Origin of the sequence: Pseudoalteromonas obscura (assembly GCF_030135505.1) — a bacterium.
Lineage (GTDB): Bacteria > Pseudomonadota > Gammaproteobacteria > Enterobacterales > Alteromonadaceae > Pseudoalteromonas > Pseudoalteromonas obscura.
Map to the genome: position 1 here is coordinate 1 of NZ_JASJUT010000017.1, position 20,925 is coordinate 20,925.

General features: G+C 49.5%; 7 protein-coding genes. All 7 read right to left on the minus strand.

What is annotated here, in order from left to right:
* A partial coding sequence (locus QNM18_RS25265; protein WP_284138777.1) for a type I polyketide synthase occupies positions 1-1,848 on the minus strand: 1,848 nt, incomplete at its 3' end.
* A 72-nt stretch (positions 1,849-1,920) separates the two neighbouring features.
* A complete protein-coding gene (gene fabD / locus QNM18_RS25270) occupies positions 1,921-5,250 on the minus strand; it encodes an ACP S-malonyltransferase (protein ID WP_284138778.1) in 3,330 nt (1,109 codons plus the stop codon).
* Positions 5,251-5,325: 75 nt separating this feature from the next.
* A complete protein-coding gene (locus QNM18_RS25275; protein ID WP_284138779.1) occupies positions 5,326-13,626 on the minus strand; it encodes an SDR family NAD(P)-dependent oxidoreductase in 8,301 nt (2,766 codons plus the stop codon).
* Positions 13,627-13,726: 100 nt separating this feature from the next.
* Positions 13,727-14,560 carry an alpha/beta fold hydrolase gene (locus tag QNM18_RS25280; RefSeq protein ID WP_211013252.1) on the minus strand — a complete coding sequence of 278 codons (834 nt, stop codon included), beginning with the start codon at positions 14,558-14,560 and terminating at the stop codon, positions 13,727-13,729.
* On the minus strand, positions 14,557-18,864 hold the full coding sequence (locus QNM18_RS25285) for a polyketide synthase (RefSeq protein ID WP_284138780.1): 4,308 nt from the start codon (positions 18,862-18,864) through the stop codon (positions 14,557-14,559). The genes QNM18_RS25280 and QNM18_RS25285 overlap by 4 nt, the downstream gene beginning before the upstream one ends.
* Before the next feature lie 4 nt (positions 18,865-18,868).
* Positions 18,869-19,648 carry an enoyl-CoA hydratase/isomerase gene (locus QNM18_RS25290; RefSeq protein ID WP_349774899.1) on the minus strand — a complete coding sequence of 260 codons (780 nt, stop codon included), beginning with the start codon at positions 19,646-19,648 and terminating at the stop codon, positions 18,869-18,871.
* A gap of 10 nt (positions 19,649-19,658) precedes the next feature.
* Positions 19,659-20,924 carry a hydroxymethylglutaryl-CoA synthase family protein gene (locus tag QNM18_RS25295; RefSeq protein ID WP_211013255.1) on the minus strand — a complete coding sequence of 422 codons (1,266 nt, stop codon included), beginning with the start codon at positions 20,922-20,924 and terminating at the stop codon, positions 19,659-19,661.
* Position 20,925 lies beyond the last annotated feature (1 nt).

Below are 20,925 nucleotides of genomic sequence, written 5' to 3' on the forward strand. Positions count from 1 at the left end.
TCCCCCTTCCATATTCTCTCCTTGCGTTGCATGCTGCACGGTAATTTCTGATGTCGCCGCTTTTGGCTCATGCCGTACTAGATCGTCAGCCTCAGGTAACGACTCAAACCAGCACTCTGATGGCTCGAAGGCATAACTGGGCAAGCTGATATGCTGCGTCAGTTCCGGAATAACCTGATGGTGTTCGATGTCCACACCCTGTAACCACTGCGCCGCTTGGTCATACACTTGCTCAACCTTCTGGTGCTCACTATGAAAGGGCTGACCGTATGACTGCTCAGCAACCGCCGCGATGGCATTTTGTAAATTCGCTAACAGCGCAGCTTGTGAACTGGCTATTACCACAACCCGTTTACTAAAGTGCGTGCGATGCCTGTACAAGTTGGCACAAAGCTGCGCTAACACCAAGGTAGTTTGACCTGACAACCAAGCGTGCATCTTGGTCAGTTGCACCTGCAAACTGGCCTCGGTTTTGGCCGAAAACACAAATATATAGGGGGATTGTGCCGCTTTTGGCGGTGCTGGCTGCGCCCGTGCAGGGGCTTCTTCCAGTACAATATGTCCATTGGTACCACCAAAGCCAAATGCACTGACGCCTGCACGCCGCGGCAGCAAAAAACCTTGACTGTCGGTGCGCTGTTGCCACGGTTGAGCGTTTTGCAGTACATAAAACGGCGAGTCATCCAATGTGATCCGCGGATTGAGCGATTTAAAATTCGCCAATCCCGGTAGTACACCGGCTCGCATGGAAAGCAAGACTTTGATGATCCCAGCAATGCCCGCAGCCGCTTCAAGGTGACCGATATTAGACTTGGCCGAGCCAATGGCACAGTACTGGGTGTCGGTGCTGTGTTGAAATGCATGCTGAAGTCCCTGGATCTCTATCGGATCACCTTTTGGTGTCCCGGTGCCATGAGCTTCGATGTAGGTCATCGAATCTGGAGTCACCTGCGCATTGTGCATTGCACGTGAGATAACCTGCGCTTGCGCTTGATAACTTGGGTAGGTCAACGTATGGGTTTTACCACAGTGATTGACCGCCCCCCCTTTTATCACGCCGTGGATCTGATCGTTGTCTGCCAATGCAGCCGCCAGGGGTTTTAACAAAATCAGTCCGGCCCCTTCACTGCGCACATAACCATCAGCGCCGGCATCAAATGATTTACTCTGGCCGCTCGGAGACAACATCCCGGTTTTTGAAAATGAAATGTGTCGCGTGGGGGTCAAGATCAAGTTGATACCACCGGCCAGCGCCAAATCTGTCTCCCCTAATTGCAGGGATTGCATAGCACTGTGTACCGCGTTCATCGACGCCGAACACGCGGTATCCACAGTCACACTCGGCCCATTAAAATCATAAAAGTGTGAGATCCGATTGGCGATAATGGCATTGGCGGTGCCAGTAGACTGATAGGCCTCTATGGGCCTCTCGTGTTTTTCTAACAGCTCTTTATAATCAAAGTTAAACGCCCCAATATACACCCCCACGTTTTGACCAGCCAGCGATTGCGGTACCACCCCAGCATCTTCCATACATGCCCATGAGAGTTCTAGCATGATCCGTTGTTGCGGGTCCATTGCCTGTGCAGTGGAAGGAGAAATACCAAAAAAACGGTAGTCAAAACAGTTCACTTTGTCGATGAACCCACCCCATCGTGAATTGCTCTTATTGACTTCGACGAGTGGATCGCCATCGTAATGTCTCCAATCCCATCTGGTATGTGGAATATCAGAAATACAGCTTTTCTGAGCCAAAAGGTTTTCCCAGTACTGATGATAATCTTCAGCTTTGGGAAACCGGCACGCCATACCAATAATTGCGATATCTTTATGTGAAATTGTCGACATTCTTATTATCCTTGAATACTCGTCTCATCTATAAACTACAGGGTTGTGTGCCGTAATTAAGGCAACCAGTTTCTAATCTTGTAATGCCACCTCAGGCACTGCTGCACCTTGTTTAGGCAGCTCCGCGCGAGTCATCAATTGCGCATATTTTTGCGTCATATACTCTGCGGTACCATCCAATAACAAGTGTGCGATTTCATCAACGTGACGGTTTTGCCACGCCTCAAATCGGGTACCTTTAACCCATTGATTGAACGCCCCAAGGGACGGACCACAGTGAATTTGATAGTCCACTTTATCGGCAGCACCGCTGATGGCAATGCGATTGGTATGAATGAAATACCAGCGAAATACTAAGGCCATTTTATGCTTGCTGTCTTTTTCGGCGCGCACTATCTCTTGCGGCTTCGCTTTGTTGTAATACTCACACGTTTCTTGATACACGGCATCAAAAGAACGCTTAAAGTATTTCTTCTCTATCAGATCTCGGGTCGCTGCATCTACCTCGTGCCACCCTTGGTGACGCTGCCACAACTCATACAATTTGTTTGCTCTGGCTGGAAAAAAGACGCCTTTTCTCAACACCTGAACTTTTGCACCAATTTCAAACATATCGCCTGCTGGGGCATATCGCGTGTCGTGAATATTGGCGTCTTGCAGCAGCGCTTTCACTTCATCGCTGGTGCCCGCCTCTGGCGAACATTGATTAATTGAACCAGTTAAAATAAAGTCTGCACCAAGCATCAGCGCAGATGCGGCTGACTCTGGCGTACCAATACCGCCTGCTGCACCGACATCGATCTGTGCTCGGTAGTTATACTCGTTGGCAACCCGATCGCGCAGCCTAATGATGGTAGGCAGAATTACCGACAACACACCCATATCTGTGTGTCCGCCTGAATCCGCCTCGACGCAAAGTGAGTCCGCCATCGCAATGGTTTTCGCCAGCTCGGCTTGTTCACGATTCACCAACCCCTGCTCGAGTAATTTTTTAACCACATGAGCGGGAGCGGGTTTCAAAAATTGCTCGGCGACTTCTGGTCTAGAGATCTTAGCCATAATGCGATTCGTCGCACGCACATTGCCGTGGGCATCTCGGCTCAGACCTTGTAGGCGATAACGTACCAAAGCGGGGGTAACACTGAGAAACGCAGCGGCTTCAATCACAGTGATCCCCTTGCGCATAAACAGTTCAACCGTACGCATTTCTTTGTCCGGGTTTGCCAAGTTACACACCAGATTCATCCCAACCGTCGTAGCACTGCCAAGGGCCTGTTGGATCTCGTCAATATTCTGTGCAATGTTTTCGTCACTTAGCCCACCAGTGCCAAAGAAAGATAAAAATCCAGCCTTCGCCATACGGATCACCAGCGCCTTTGAGGCAATGCCCTTGTACATCGCCCCCGTTGCGTAGGCATATTGCAAGCCATATTTTTTCTTAAAGTGTTCAGAGCCAAGCTGTCGTGAAGTAAGTGGTGCCACAGTATGAATCGGGCGCGCTCCATTTGCTGGCACAGAGGTAGACTCTTTGCTCTTTACTGATGTGCCATGTGTACTTGTCCAGGCAGTTTGAATTTTTGCCAATAAATTTGTCAGTACTTGGCCGTGGCCCACTTCATGAAAATTGCTCACTCCTTTATGTAACAAATATTCTATGCTATCGCACCAGCGCACTGGAGAAGAGATCTGCATTGCCAGACACTGTTTCAGCTGCGCTACATCATATGGCTGAGCATGCACATTTGAAATAATGACCTTGTTGGGAGTGGCAAATGAAAATTGTGTTAAATAGTCTGCAAAGTGGCGCTGTACTTGTGCCATATAACGAGAGTGAAACGGCGCACTGACATTCAGCGGCACAACCGCAGCGCCTTCCTCTTCTAAGCCCAAGGTTAAGCGTGCCAAACTGTCTTTTGGCCCTGCTAATACCAGTTGTGAAGGACTGTTGTAATTGGCAAAGTCAATATCTTTGATGTGTGCGGTATCCATCACTTTCTGGATCACCTCTGGCGCACATTTCATCACCGCGACCATCCCGCCATCGGACATTTGCGCCATCAACTCACCCCGCTTTTTCACCAACCTCAAGCCATCTTCAAAGCTGAATACCCCCGCGGCAAAGAGAGCGTTGAATTCACCTAAGCTGTGTCCCATAACCACGTCGGGTTCAGCTTCATTGGCGATTTTATCTAAATAGCTCAATGCACTGACCGTATACAATGCAGCCTGCGTATATTGTGTGTTGCCCAGCTTACTGACCGGCCCATTCAAACATAGCGCTTTGATTGAATAACCTAAAATCTCATCTGCAGCGCGAATTAACTGAGGGTATTTATCGAATAACTCTCGGCCCATGCCCACTTGTTGAGCACCTTGGCCTGGAAACATATACACTTTGGTGGCTGGGTCGATTGCTGTGTTTGTCATGCTCATATTTTTATTACCTTGTTCTGAATGCGAATATGTTGCTATCAACTCGTTGAATAAATCCAAAGTTGCTGCAAAAGGGTTAAGTAACGCAGTGATCTCACACCCGCTCTGGTGCGAGAGGCACCTTTTGGCAAAATTCGCCATCGTGCCTGATGGGCCTAAATCACAAAAATGGCGGGCACCGAGTTTTTCTGCGGTGGCCACAGCCTGTGGAAATTGAATAACTTGACGGACCACCTGCCAAAAATAATCGCCATCCACTCGCTTCACCAACGCCCCCGTGGTACTGGAGATTAACGGCAGGGAAGGTTCATAAAATCGATACTTTTGACACAACTCGAGAAATGCAGATTTTGCCCGGTTGAGTTTTGAGGAGTGGAAAGCTTGAGTGACGGGCAAACGCATAAATGCGTGTCCGTACTGCGGCAATTGTGCTTCAAGCTCCGTCAATGCGTCGTTTGACCCCGATACCACGAAGTGCGCATCATAGTTCAGCGCAGCAATTTCAAGGCCGCGCTCCGCCAACTTAAGCTCGCCGCACTGTTGAGGATCTGCCAGAATGGCCGTCATGCCGCCTGTGTCAGCATAGCGTTCAAAAATATCGGCTTGCTCAACCACAAAACGCATGCCTTGCTCTGGCTCAATACACCCAGCAATGGTGGCCGCCACAACCTCACCCAAGCTCGAGCCCAGTACAAAATCAGGCTTAACCCCGTGTTGTATCAAGCTTGCCGCCAATGCATATTCCAGCATGTAGATAGCGGGGTGAGTATAACGCAACTCATCAAAGACAGGATTTAGCTGCCCTGTGCTCGTGTATAGTTTGGCGAGAATTGACCTCCCCCCTGCTTCAATGGCAACCCTATCCAAGCGTTGCATATTATTGCGAAACGCCGCATTGTTGTTATAGAGTGTCTCGGCCATTTTGTAGTGTTGGGAACCCTGCCCTACGAACATAAATACTAGTGACATAAGCTGCTCTCTTGCTCTGAAGTCAACACGTTAGGGGGGCAACAATGATGCGCTATAGCGGCCATTTTTCGATTGTTAAACATCATTTATCTCCCCAGCCTGTGCTGCGAATTGTGGCGTGATCGTCTGGCGTAGGATCTGCGCAACATCCGCTACATTGGCTTTTTCCAATACGCTGTAATGGCCACCTGAGACCGAAACTAGGGGGATGTTTTGTAAGCAATAGCGGCGATATTTCGCCAGCGTTTGTTGGCGGTTTTCGCCTCCCATATGGCTTTGCTTAGCCAACAGCAAGGTAATATCACCGTCGTATTTTTGCGACGGCACATACTGCAATCCCATCAATATCTGCTGCGCATAGGCGTGCATTATCTGCTGCAGATACGCCTTGCTGTGTTCAGTAGACACCGCAGCTTCATCGAGTAAGGCCTGAGCCAGTGGGGTAACCACGTCGTCACCTTGGGCTTGTTTGTGAGCCAGTGTATTTGCTACCTGTGTATCGCGAACAAAAAATTGGAAAAACGCAGACAAGGATATGTCACCTTGCGCGTACAATTCGCTGTCCAGCATAAAGATATGTACTTTGCGACCCTCATTGCGCAATAAACAAGCCATTTCATACACGACACTGGCCCCCAAGGAGTGCCCTAGCAAATAGATAGTTTGTTGCTCGGGTAGCGATGACAGCTGAGTCACATAATCCTGTGCCATGGCCTGGATGCTGTCGTGCGCAATGCTCGAATCATGAAACCCTCGATGGCCAAAACCATAAAGACGCATACGACCTTGTAACAGCTTCACCAAGGGGGAGAAACTGCTCAACATCGCGCCGGCCGCCGGTACGCAGATCAGGGCAGGCCCTGCGCCTTCAGAACCAGAAAGTGACACCATGCCATGCTCAACTTGCAGCTCCTCACCTGCCTGAGTGGCACTTAATTGCTCGGCAAGTGCACGGATACTGTTTGCAGCCATTAAATCATGCGTGGTAACTTGAATGTTGAGTGTCTGGTGAATTTTTTGCTGCCATTGCACCAACTCCACTGAACTGCAACCACTCAGATCCAACGCGCCAGTGAGCGTCAGGTGTGCCTGCTCGGCCATGCTATCCTGCGCCAATCTCAAAAGCTGCTCCTCAAGCTCAGTGTTCGCAATCAGCTGCTCAGAGCGATCCACCGACTGGTTGATTTGCTGTTCAAATTCACCAATCCAATGTCGCGTCGCTTTAAATGGGTATCCCGGTAAACTTACCCGTCGCACCACTTCACCCCGATACATATTTTGCCATGCGATAGATAAGCCGTTACACCAAAGTGACGCTAACATACTCAGATCACGAGATTTCAGCCAACCATCTACCACCGTCTGTAACGTGGTGTCGCTTTGCAGCATAGAGACAATCGGTGGGCAACTCGCACTCGTGCCTTGGTATACACCAGGCGCATTGTATTCACCTTGCGCAATTTGGGTTAGACATTCAACAAATTCGGCTTGCGAATTGACCACCATAGCTACCCGCTCTTCCATCGCACTGCGCCCCACTTGCAGTGTGTAGGCAACACGATACAGATCAAGCTGAGGTTCGCGGGCAAGCCAAGTCAGTAAATTGCGCGCTTGGATCGCAATTTGCGGCTGTGTTTTTGCAGACAACAGCATGACATAAGGGCCATGTGTTTGACGTGCGCTTTGGGGATCAGGTGCGCGGTATTGCTCAACAATGACATGTGCGTTGACGCCACCAAATCCAAAAGCGTTGATCCCCGCCACTTTGGGGTCGCGCTGTGAACCGCGTGACCATGGCTCGGCGGTTGCAGGAATATAAAATGGCGACTGTGCAATGTTAATGTGCGGGTTCAATTCATCACTGTGCAAGTTTGCAACCAGATGGTTGTGTTGCATTTGCAAGACAACCTTAAGTAAAGAAGCCATGCCCGATGCCATTTCCATGTGTCCAACATGGGTTTTAACCGAGGCCAGCGCACAACCCCCTTGTTGCGCCCCCTTAAATGCCTTCGTTAGCGCTTGAAACTCAACGGCATCTCCGATTTCAGTACCGGTTCCCTGTGCTTCAACGTAACTAACTTGCGCGGGGTCAATGTTTTTCTCTTCATAACACGCTTTGATCAATGTCGCTTGTGAATTGGTATTCGGTGCGGCAAATCCGCTTCCTTTGCCGGTATAGCCCACTTTACTATTGCGGATCACAGCAAGGATATTATCTCCATCTCGTTTTGCCTCAGATAAGCGTTTCAATAACACAGTAGCAACGCCTTCACTGCGCACATAGCCATCTGCATTGGCTGCAAAAGCACGGCACTGGCCCGCTTCGCTAAGTAGGCCTGCACGGCTCAAATTAATGTGGCCCTGTGCAGTCACTATGACGTTAACGCCCCCGACTAAACATAAGCGACAGTCACCGCTGCGCAGCGCTGTGACAGCCCGGTGTAAAGCGACCAGAGCACTCGAACACGCAGTCTCAACAGGTTCACTTGGGCCTTTTAAATTCAAAAAATAGCTGATCCGGTTTGGCCCCAAAGAAGGTGCATTGATCGGCCCAGACAACTCCATCGATGCGCCCTCGCCTTGATCACTGGCATTGTTTTCAGAACCATATCCGCTGGTATGCGCAATACCAATGTACACTCCCGTATTTGACCCTGACAGCGATTCCGGCGCATACCCGGCATCTTCAATTGCGTGCCAAGCACTTTGCAACAGTAATCTTTGCTGGGGGTCCATCTGCCTTGCTTCGTGGGAGGAAATACCAAAAAACCCGGCATCAAACTGGTCAATTTGAGCTAAAAATCCGCCCCACTTACTGCGCGTGGCACGAGGATCTTGTTTGGTATCACCGTACACATCGCGCCAATCCCAGCGCTCCTTAGGTATTTCAGTGACGCAGTCTTTCCCTTGTTTCAAATTATCCCAAAATTGTGCAATATCACTGGCGCCAGGAAATTGTCCATCCATACCGATAATAGCGATGCAATCATCATCTTGGTCAACAGTCGAGTGGCGAGCTTGCTGTTCAGTCTCTTGCATATCCTCCGCGTACGGTCTAACCGAAGGGTCGACAGGCTGTTGTGAATGCACTGTTTTTACTTTCTCGACGTATTCTACAGGCGCTTTATCATCGCTGTGTGAGTCAGACAGGTGAGCCGCCAGAGCGGATACGGTGTTGATGTCGTAAAAAATCGTGGGCGCCAGCTCTGCTTGGTAGCGATGATTGATCGCCTGAGCTAACTCAGCAAAGCTCACCGAGTCAAAGCCCAACTGATCCAGCGGCGTATGGACGTCGAAGTCATGCTTGGCGATTTTCAACATGTCACTGATCAACACCAACAATGCTTGTGTTATGTCTGAGCGCGCCTCTTTTTGCGACTCAACAACGGTCGCTGAAGGCTGAATAGGCTCCGCACTGCGCACTTGATGCTGCGTGTCACTTAGCAACTCATTCATATGATGAACCAACTCACCAACACAGGTGCACTGATAGAAAACCGTGGTAGACAACTCAACCTCGTAGCGAGCACTGAGCGCACTTGCCAACTCAGTCAAAGAAACCGAGTCAAAGCCGATCTGCTCAAATGTCGTGTCCGCATCAATGCTCTCAGCGGGTACTTTGAGCAACTCGCTGATCTCAGCAATAATATCCCCTTCATTGCACGGTGCGCTTGGCGCTGTTTTAGATATTTGCGCGGGAGATTGAGTCGGCGCATGGCTGAGCTGCGTTTGTAAATACGCAACCAGTTCAGCCACTACAGTACACTCATAAAATAACGTAGCAGAGAGCTCTACGTCCAGCGCCTGACTTAAGTGGCTGGCAAGCTCTCCCAATGAAACCGAATCGAAACCAATGTCCGAAAACGCCGTATTACCATCAATACTCGAAGCTGGCACTTTGAGTAACTCACTGATCATCGCGATCACGGTATCTTCACTGAGCGATGGCGCCACCGCCGCAGCGCTGGGATGCTGGGGAACAGCCGTTCTCTCTTGCGCGGTTGCGCTCTCATCGCCTTGGGATAGATGCGATTGTAAGTAGTGGGTCAGCTCATCAATTTGAGTGCAGTCATAAAATACACTAACGGGCAACTCTACCCCTGTCGCTTGGGTCAGCACATTCGCCAATTCACTGATAGAGACCGAATCAAAGCCAATATCAAACAGTGCCGTTGTGCCATCAATGCTCGACTGAGGCACTTTCAGTAAATCACTGACTTCACGGATAACATCTTGCACGTTGAAAGACGCGGCGGCTCCACGCTGCGCTGGCTGCTCAGCGGTGTAATACGCATCCACGGCCTGCAATTGGTGCGCGAAGTTTTGGAACGCTTCCCCCGTGCCATACAAGACCAGAACCTGTGATACTTTTGCGGCCAACGCGCTCGAAAACGCGTCAAGCCCAGCCTCGGTTGGCAGTGGTATTAATCCAGATGTTTCTTTCAATTCGCGCATCGCATGACGGGGCATTCGCATCCCACCATCTTGCCAAAGCGGCCAGTTGACGGACACACTGTGACCGGAGCACTCCCCGCGTTTAACACGCAGCGCCCTATCGTGGGCAAACCAGTCCATAAACCCGTTTGCCGCCGCATAATCGGCCTGACCTGGCGCACCCAATACACTGCTGATCGATGAGAACAAGGCAAAAAACTTTAATTCACATGTACGCGTCGCAGCGTCCAAATTGACGAGCCCTTGCACTTTTGGCGATAGCACTCGGTCCATATGCTGTGGCGATTTTCTGACGATCATACCATCTTGTAATACCCCCGCGGCATGCAAAACCCCGGTGATTTGACCAAACTCTTCCAACACCTGTGCAATGGCATCTTCCACCTCGTTTAATCGCGAGAGATCAATCGCTTGATAATGCACCCTATCGCCCTGCGCATTGCACTGTGAAAGCCACTGTTGGCGCGCTAAATCCAGCTCGCCACGACCCCATAGGATCACCTTACTGGTTTGGGTCTGGGCAAGAATAGTCTGGGTAAATATTTTACCAAGACCACCAAAACCACCGCTGATCAGGTACACCCCTTGCTCCTGCCACGGCGACACGGCTTTTTCAACTGCTGGCAAAGCCTGCCAGCGCCTGATGTCACATTGTTGCGACTTCAGTTCAATGCAACTGGGCTTGTGTGTGTGAGCATTGTGTATGATCTGCTTTTCAACCTCTGCGCTAGAGTCCGCCATGATCACATCCGCAAATTTAATCACATGCTCGTGAATGGCCGCTTCGAGCATCGGCAACAGCCCCGCATACATACGCTGGTCTGTACCTGGTGGCGCGACCAATTGGATGCGCTGAGGCTTGGCCCCTTGATGCTGAATGACTTGTTGTAACACCGACAGCAGTGCTTGTGCATAATGCAGATAATGATCCGCGCTACACAGAGAGGCCTTCGACGCTTCGGCAGGTGCATCGATACACACCACCTCTGCACCTGTAAAACGCGCGCGCAATTGAGCAGACCACTGTGCTGCATCGCCCAGTAAAACAACCCAAGTTGTATCGCCGTTAAAGTTATCCGTTGTTGCTGCGGCGAAAGGCTGTGACTGCCACGTCGGTGACAAGAGTTTGATTTCCCCACAAGGCTCTGCTTGCTCTGTTTTTGACGGTCTGCGCTCCTTGACCAGCTCCTTTTTCACAGGTGTCGACGACTTCATCACCCGTGCAGTATAACCGAGTAATTGCAAGCACACATTGCCCTGTTCATCACACAGTGACAAATCAATAACCTGAGTGCTGACCGTACACTGTTTGGCATCCAGTATGACCCACACAGTTTCTGGCAAGGGGGCATATTCTTTCACTTGATTGAGCACAAAGGGGACCATAGGCCCTTGTTGAGAGTCAGCTTGCTCTACGTAGGGCTGTTCGCCAAGATAAAAGCCCAAAATACAATGCAGTGCTGAGTCGAGTATTTCCGGGCGCCACTTCATCGTTTGAGATGGCTGCGGCTGTGGCTGCTGCGCTTTCAGTCGTCCCACCACGTATGATCCACTGCGCTGTAGTGACTCAACCCCACGAAATGCCGATCCATAGTCCAGCCCAGCCTGCAAAAACTGACCATAGAATGTCTGCTTATCGACCTCAATCGTCTTACCCTTCTCGCGCAACTGCGCTAACTCAGGCACCTTGCTGGGGGCTTCGCGCTCACCTAAATTGATAGCCCCACGACAAAAGTCTCCACTGGATGGGTCGAGCAAGTCGTAAATTCTAAACCGCGTACGCTGCCCTGTTTGCGGTAGGCAAGACAATTCAATCACAACCTGTTTGCTCTGACCGTCAAATATCATCGGGCGACGCCAAGTTACATTGTCTATTGAGTAATGCTGATGTTCCTCTAATAGGGTGCTAAGCGCCTCCCTTACTAGCTCCAGATATGCCACACCAGGCAGGATCGGGTTTTGGTTGACCACATGTTGTGCGATAAAATACTCACTGCCGGTCAAAGGTATAATCGATTGCAAAGGCTTTAAATAAGACGCCGTCTGCTCGCGCACAGGCGCTGCATTTTCAGCCAGCGCTTCAAGTTGCGCTAATGGTGGATAAGTACGCTCAACATCGGTGTCAGGTACCCAGTAACGCTGCTTTGCAAAGGGGTATCCGGGTAAGCTCACTTTGTTTGGCAGTGCGCCATCATATAAGGCTCGCCAGTCAACTGGGTAACCTTGGATCCACAACCCTACCAAGGCGGGCCAATCCACCTCAGACAAGAGATCAGCATAGACTAGATTATTGGCAGTAATAAATGCATCCAACGCTTTGCCTTTGATAATTTCTCCATACCAGCGCTGGGTCGGTTTGCTAATGTCATCAAATTGATGTTCTAGAACATCGGCGAGTTGCTGGGTAAGCTCATCCATTGAATTTGCTGCGAGGGCAAGTCGGTGCTCATGATGCGCTCTACCAACTTGCAAAGTACTGGCGATACTGCGAAGGTCCTGCACATCGTGGACACTCTGACCGGTGTGTTCAAGCGTGGTGTGCAATCGCCTTACCGCTCTGTGCAGCTGCTCAGTACTTTTAGCCGACAACACGATATAACTTGGCACAGATGCGGATTGTTGCTCAACGGGGGTCTCTGCGACATACTCCTCAACCACCATATGTGCATTTGAACCGCCAGCGCCAAATGCTGAGATACCCGCTACGCGCTTTTTCCCCTCAGCAACTTGCCACGGCTGTGCTTCACGTGGCACGTCAAACGGAGAGTTATCAAAATCAATATAGGGGTTGCGTGTTTGTGAGTGAATAGAGGGGGCAATGGTTTTATAGCGCATTTGCAGCAAAACCTTCGTTAATCCGGCAATGCCTGATGCACTTTCACAGTGACCAATATTAGATTTGATAGAGCCTATCAAACACGCCGCTTCGCCCTGCGCATTCTTGGCCAGATAACCCTCGTTATATGCCCTTTGTAAACCATCGACTTCAATCACATCTCCAATTGCGGTGCCTGAACCGTGCGCCTCAATATAACTGATGGGATCAGACGCCGTTTTTGCCAACGCTTGGCTTATTACCTCTGCCTGCGAAGATGCTTTTGGTACGGTATACGTTCTCGACGCGCCGCCATGGTTGATGGCCGTCGCTAGGACCACCCCATAGATATGATCACCATCTTCGAGGGCATCAGCGAGGGGTTTGAGCAACACAGCCCCAACGCCTTCTGAAGCCACATAGCCTGTCGCTTTATCCCCAAAACTATGACAGCGCCCAGTTTTCGATGAAAAACGCCCCGCACTATGTAAAATAAACTTATTGGGGTGCAGTGTTAGGTTGACGCCACCTGCGATGGCGGCACGGCACTCGCCGTTTAAAATACTTTGACACGCTAAGTGTACCGAGCTGATGGAGCCCGAGCACATGGTATCAATGGTCATGCTAGGACCGGTAAAATTACAACAGTAAGACACCCCATTAGTAATAGAAGCATTGAGTGCAGAAACCGGTGTATTGGCCTGACTGTACATCAAATATTCATTGTACTCTACCGCGCAAAATACCCCTACAGGCCCTCTCTCTGAGAGCCCTTCACACGAGTATCCAGCATCTTCAACAGTGTGATAGGCACACTGGAGAAATTGCCTTTCTTGAGGATCGGTCAGCTCGGCGACTTTTGGCGCCATATTAAAGAACAAGGGGTCAAATTGATCTACATCATTGATGAATCCACCCCATTTACTATAACTTTTACCATACACCCGGTTACCTGGCTGATGATACAAAGCGTGATCCCAACGCGTTTTGGGTATTTCCGTGACGGTATCTTTGCCTTGTTTGAGGTTTTCCCACAATTCATCTAGGTTGTCTGCGCCTGGGTATTTTCCTGATATCCCAATGATCGCTATTTTTTGGTTGCTCACTCCGATCCCCTTCTGTCAATATTTTGCACCGCCCCAAACCCAAGCTTTTACCAAGCACCGTGGTGACGATTAAATGCTTTTCTGTGCGTACTTCGCGTGTTTAATGGCCGTTTAAAATTAAGTCTTCGCAGACCTCTGCGGTGTCGGTAAACAGATTGTAATGCCCCCAATTAGCAAAAATTTTATATTCGGCATCCGGAATAATTTCGGCAAGCGCCACGGACTCTTGCCAGGCGACCATATCATCGTTACCTCCACCGACAATGAAGGTTGGGCAGCTGATCTGTTCCGTTAAGGTGCGACTGATCTTAAATTCGTGGGTGGTATTGACCAGATGGGCAAACCGTAGAAACGCCTCTTTACCGCTATTGAACGGTGCTTGGATCATCTGTTGGTAGTGCTTATTATCAATACGCGCCAATTTGTCTTGCATGCTTTTGGTGTTATACGCCACGATGTTTTGATGGAGAAAATCAAGCTTCTTCTCATCGTGGATCAACATGCGGCAAACCTGACCTATGGTATCGCCCGTGAGCCCCGGCGTGCCTTGATTAAAGAAATTTGGCGCATTGAATAGCACCATTTTTTCGATTAAACATGACTCTTGTGCCGCAGCAACCAACGCAATTTGGATTCCCGTACACCACGCAACCAAGGTGAACGAGGGCAAGGCTAACTCGGTCACAATACTGGTTAAGTCTTGAACTTGATCCTGTACGGAATACTCGCGAAAACGCTCATCGTATACACCAGGAAACCCCCGGCGTCGCCAGGTCACAAAGTTATGACCGCGCGCCACCATGGCATCTGACAACGCCTGTGTAATACAGCTGTCGACACCCAGCGCATTGATGAAGACCACTGTAGGCTTGGTGTTATCAAACTGATTGAGGTTAACGTCCAGCATTAATCCGTCATGTGCTTGTACTTTCATAGAGGTGTTTCCAGTTCCAAATTTTGCTGCGCAGATTGCGCGGTCGATTGATGTGAGCTCGGCAAGTTATCTATCTTTGACCAAATATCGCAACTGCGATCTTGCCATGCATCCACAAATGAACTCTGGCGCTCATTATACGCCTGCTCAGCCGCCAGCTTGTCGCGCCCTCTGAGCTTAAAGTACTCATCCGTCGCACTGGCATAGGCGGATATGGCCAGTACAGCTCCCATACCCGCTACAGGTGAACCCGTTCCCGACGCATCCCCGGTAAGCATGATGTTTTTACTGATAAAGGTACTCGCCCGTGAATATTGCACATCTATGGGTTTGCTGATCCACAACACCTCTCCTACCGAATTTTGCTGTGAGTCACTGAAGAATTGCGCACGCTGTGCAAGCTGCTCTGCGCTTGGCAGTTCACCATTAGCACTGTACACCGCTACACCTAGTTCATCACGATTTGGATAAAAGAGCCCGAATGCACAACCTGATAACTGTTGTTCAGCATCAAAAGAGAATTTGTAGTTAAGTGTTGATCTATCTCCAACGGCACGGCAATGATAGATATACCAGCACTCCTCTCCCTTATTGGACGTTTCAATGTCGTAACATATCCCCACAGCCTGCGCATTTGAACTGCACTCGCCATCGGCTAAGATCACCAATTCTGGCGTGACAGTGGAAGTTGACTCCAACTGTAAATTATTCAATGTTACGCTGGCTTGCTCAAGCTCTGTCGGCACCACTTTTGCTTCCACATTAAAGTAAATACGCACGCCCTGTTCACGTGCAGCAATCAGCAGTACATCTTGCAGATCAGCCAAAGAGATAGCCAATACAGACTCGCCCACAAACTCATCATAGGCACTCTTATGGGAGGTACCAGCCGCTGTGAGTTGGGTCGTCGCTAACTGTGCCTCATCTATCTCTTTTTGATAATAACGCGTAGACTCATTGTCACTGCGGGTATAAAAGAAGTTGTGCTGTGCTATCGGCGTGCCGCGCTCGATAAGCTGCGTCAGTACACCAAAGCGTTGTAAATAAGGCAGTGCGTTTTGATATATGGTGACCATTTGCATCCGGTCAACGGCCTTGCGTTTATCAAACAAGTAAACCCGTTCCACCCCATTGAGCACGGCGCTCAACGCTGCCATGATCCCTGCCGGACCTGCACCGATCACCACCACACTGTGTTCATCAATCTCGTCTAACAACTGTGTGGCGCTGTTCTCGTATTCAAAGCGGTAACCACTGCTCGTGGCCTGAGAGATATAGCCCGGAAGGTCACTTGGCATTTGCTTGGCCCCTACCGTCTGAGCCGGTGCTGGTTGCACGCGTTCAATCACTGTAATCAGATCAGACACACTGTCGGCTTGAAGTAACTCACTGCCCACTTGAGCTTCGTCGAGTTGTTCAATACCATCGCAAAGCGCAGACACTATCAACATTTTGGTCACTGACGTGACACCTAAGGCTTTGAGTGGCGTTGTCAGATGTAGCTCATCACGGCTAAGACCTAAGATTTGTCCAACCGTCTCTACCACTAACTCAGCCACTTCCGTTTGATGTGATGGCTGCACCGCATTGGCATCACTGGCCTGCGCAATATCAGTTTCAGACAATGCTGGTTGAGCCGGTGTATCTATCTGCTGTGCACTGTTCAGTGATGGTTTTTGCGCCGCTTTGGGTAGCCAACAATGACGACGCGCAAACGGATAAGTCGGCAATGCAATGATCTGAGGCAGGACACTATGTTGCTCACCATAAAGAGACGCCCAACTCAGCTGTCCTCCTTGCACCCATAACTTGGCCTGTTTTAACAATTCAGTATCGTTCTCAACGTCTAGCTCAATGGATGCATGGCGCGACGTGTGTTCAATATCATGAAAAAAGACCTGCGCCTGTGCCTTACCATCTAGCCACGCTGCGAGGTATTCACGTAACTGTTCTATGGTGTTAACCACACAACTCAACCGAGTCGGCATGGCCTCTCTGCCTTCTATCAGCGTATACGCTAAATCGTCGAGATGAATGTCTTGCTCCGTGCTGAAATGCTCCATATGACGTGTCACCAACTCCTTGAGACGTGTCTCATTTTGCGCTGAAAACACCATTACTCGATCACGGCGTACACCTTCTACTTTGGTTGCTGATTTTGCAGTTAGACACTCCTCTAGCACCATACAACAACCCGAACCACCTGCACCCAAGGTATTGATCATCGCACTTCTGGGCTGCTCAGCTGCTGTCGTCCACGGGGCAAACTTGTCTTGGATAGTAAATGGAGCATTGTCTAAATCGAGTTTGGGATTAAGTGGCGTATGCAAGATCGAAGGGGTCAATACCCTGTGCTTCAACTGCATGGCGACTTTGATTAGCTGCGTCAACCCTGATGCAGCTTCAGCATGGCCGATACTCGATTTAACGGTGCCTATGGGCAGTTTTCTATTACCTAGGGCGTCACAAAACACCTGCTTCATCGCTTGAATTTCAGCGCTGTCTGACACCGTCGCGCCCGCAACTGAAGTTTCAACATAGTGTATCTGCTGGGGCGTCACTTTGGCCGTTTGCAGGCACCCGGCCATTAAGCGTGTTAGAGCATCGGGATCAGAGACATTAAATCCATCCGTAGTGCCTTTATGGTCGGTATGCACGCCTTTGATCACGGCCAGTACTTCATCATTATCTTGTATCGCATCACGCAAAGGCTTCAATAACACCGCACCGACCGTCTCGGCGGGAATAAACCCACCTGATTCACCAAACCCTCGCACAGTACTTTGCTCAGCCAGCAATTGAGACTGACTTAACGCCTGATATTTGTAGCCGTGAATAGATAAATTAGTGGCCCCCACAATGGCTAGCCGACAAGCCCCACTGAGTAGGTTTTGACAGGCAAGATAAATTGCACTGGCAGCCCCCGAGCACATGGTGTCCACCGCCATGCTTGGTCCATGCAGGTCAAAAAAGTGAGAAATACGGTTGGCCATGCTAGAGAGCGATGACATGGCCACCATCGCTTTTTTATCTTGCTCGGTGTCAAAAGCATGATACTGCTGATACATAGATGCGGTGTAGACTGCCACCTTGTGATCGTATTGTTGTGCCAATTTTTGTTTGGTGTAGCCGCGACTTTCCAGTAGGTTCCAAACCTCTTCTAAGAGCAATCGCTCTTGTGGGTCCATCAACTGTGCTTCGCGCGGGGAGATCTTAAAAAATAGTGGATCGAACTTATCAACTCCGTGAATAAACCCACCCCAACGACATGCCAACGCAGCACTTTCAGAGCCAAATAACGCCGCTCGCTCCTCGGGAATATCAATAACACAATCCATGCCTTGTTGCAGGTTTTGCCAAAATTTAGCAACGTTTTCAGCCTCTGGAAAACGCCCCGCGACACTGACGATCGCGATATCTTGCTCAGACACCGATGCTGCTGTAGTGTCACGATGCGCTGCACTCTCAGTGCGCTCGCTGTGCGCTTTGGTCTCACTCGGGGCGCTATCCATTGCATTGGATGCGCGAGCTGGTGCGGAGCTTGGCTGGCCGAATAGCCGCTTAATATTGTCCGTCACCTCAGGTTGATGCATGGTCTGAGCATGCATAGCTAGCTCTTGCTCAATAAATGTTGGCAGCTTGTCGCGCACCTGCTGACAGAGGTGTTTTTTCAATAGAGAGACTGAGCGCAGCGGCTTTTGGGCGATTAAGTCAGCCAGTTCGTAAGCTCGACTTAGCACGCTTTTGCGCGGCAGTACTTGCAGCCCCACCCCGCGTTGTTGTAATTCATCACCGCGATATTGATTGGCACTCAATAACATCTCACTGCCCAGATCCACGCCCAGCTTGGTGGGCACTATCAAGGTCGACCCCATCCCAGGGGTAAACCCATATTTCATAAAGTTGAGGGTGTAATAGCTCTCTTTGCTGAGCAACACGATGTCGGAGAATAACCCCATCACAAATCCGCCGCCGATGGCGTGGCCCTGAATGGCAGATATCACTGGCACCCGACACTCTAATGGCAAGCTATAAATATTGACGTCGCTAAAGTTGCCCTGTGTGTCATTTAACGACAACAGGCTATCCTGAGTGCCACCACTACAAAAATAGCTGTCGAAGCCGGTGATAATGACCGCTTTGCAAGTTCGATTTTCCTCTATTTTTTTATACGCTTGCATCAACCCTGACAAAATATCACGGCTAAACATATTTTTATTGTCACGGTCTTCCATGGTGATCTGGACAACACCGTTATTCTGCTCGATGATGGAAACAACCGAGTTGATGATTATTTTTGTCATTGTTTTAACTTTCCCATGGCAGCTTGCCGCTGTCCACATAACGTCCAATATTGGTTACCACAGAAGGCAAAGAAAACGTTGCTCGATTTTCCTGTACCGCGATCGGCTCGTGTTCAAGTAATTGTGGGTTCAATGTATTCATATAGTGTTTGTGCCGTATTATGCCATCACGAGGTAAGCGTCTTAGACGCAGTAAATGTCGTCTTAGCAACTCATCTAAGTCATCGGACACGGCGTCCGCCAGTCCCCAATTGGCAACATCGTGGGCGTTAAAAGGGGAGGTCATCAAGGTCATATAGTTGGCTTTTTGCCAGCCAACTTTTTTGATCAAAAATGGCATGACACAGGCGGGCAAAATTCCAAAGATGAGTTCTGACAAACTATATTGTGCGCGACTACCTGACAATACAATGTCACATGCTGCAACAAATCCCATCCCGCCGGCATTGACCCGACCTTCAACCACGGCAATGGAGATAAATGGTCCCAGCGCAATTCGCTTCCACAGCGTGTACAGTATACTTGGGTCGTGTTCACTACCCTGCTGGTTGTCTGTGTACTCTTGTTTGTCCATCCAAGAAAAGTCAGCGCCGAAACAAAACACGTCCGGCAGTCCTTTGATAACCAATATGTTGCTGCGCAACTCGCAGTCGTCGATCACCCGCAGGCACTCTTCAATCATTTGCTTATTCAAAGTATTCTTATGGTTAGGTCGGTTAAATTGAAGCGTACATATCTCCGCATTATGACTAACCTTGATCATCTCATACGTCACGATTGACACTCACACATCTTTATTGGAATTCATATTCTCGATGAAAATTATTGATCCGCTTCAAATACAAACGAGGACTCAACTGCTGTTGTTGTTGGATCTTATCGGTGATTGGGCATTCAACCTCCACATCTTGGGTACCAAAGCGCACGTCTTTGTTTTGTCGTAAAGATCTTTCATACTCTTCGATGGAGAGCTGATAGCGACTATCCAAATGCGATGCGATATCCAGTGACTTTAAGCGTGCTTGCCCCTGCTCGGTGACAATACCACTGTAAAATTCAGAGCAGCATCCTGAACCATAGGCAAAACACCCGATCCGTCTGGGCGTGCTGAAATCCCCCGCTTCTATCACCCCCGCCAAAGACACATACAACGCCCCGCCCATAATGTTACCAATGCGCTGACAATAGGTCAGTCCAGGCGTCACCCGCTGGTTATAATCGGCTTCGATTTGCGCCGGAGGTTGCTGCGCAAATTTTCTCATCAACGAGCGGTGCGCACCTTTAACCATGCCGCCAAATGGAGTATGAAATGCCAAATAGTCAAATGTATGTGCGTAGTTCGCCCCGTCAACACGTTGCTGGTACTGCAAAAAGGTTTGTTCACAACAATCTAAATAAGACATCAAAGAGATATCTGCATTGCCCGCTTCACTGTCTGGCTGAGGTCGGCAGGTATCCATGACCTCATAAGAGTAATAACCGCTGGCTCCAACATCCAACCTAAAAATTTCCGGTTTATTGCTGATCAGCATAGCCACTGCGCCAGCGCCACCCGAAGGCTCTGAAAACGCCCAATCTTTTTCATTGACGTCCTCTTCTCCTAAAACCATAAATCGACAGAGATCCACCGCAATCACTAAAGCTTTAGCACCAGGTGAGGTGTTAGACAAAATGAAGTTCGCTGCATTATGTAAACCAACCGTACCTGAGTAGCACGCTTGTTTTACCTCAAACACCCGGCAATTTTTATTCAAGCCAAGGTGATCATGAACATAGGTGCTAATGGATTTACCAAAATCAATGCCTGACTCAGTACAGGTGATCAGCATTTCGATGCTGTTTTTTTCTTCCTCACTCAATGCATCCAAAATGGGCTTGGCAGCATTGACGGCGAACGTGACCGGATCTTCACTGGCCAGTGCCACGGTTTTTTCTGACATCAATAAATTGTTAAAGCGTGCGATATCAAGTTCGCGGTGATCGATCAGTTTACGTACATCCAAACACGCTGTGCCCGCATATACATTCATCGCTTCAATCCCTACTTCACTGCATTCCATT

Coding starts and splice junctions, on each gene's coding strand:
- fabD (WP_284138778.1), bottom strand. CDS start 5,250: ATGTCACTAGTATTTATGTTCGTAGGGCAGGGTTCCCAACACTACAAA.
- QNM18_RS25280 (WP_211013252.1), bottom strand. CDS start 14,560: ATGAAAGTACAAGCACATGACGGATTAATGCTGGACGTTAACCTCAAT.
- QNM18_RS25285 (WP_284138780.1), bottom strand. CDS start 18,864: ATGACAAAAATAATCATCAACTCGGTTGTTTCCATCATCGAGCAGAAT.
- QNM18_RS25295 (WP_211013255.1), bottom strand. CDS start 20,924: ATGGAATGCAGTGAAGTAGGGATTGAAGCGATGAATGTATATGCGGGC.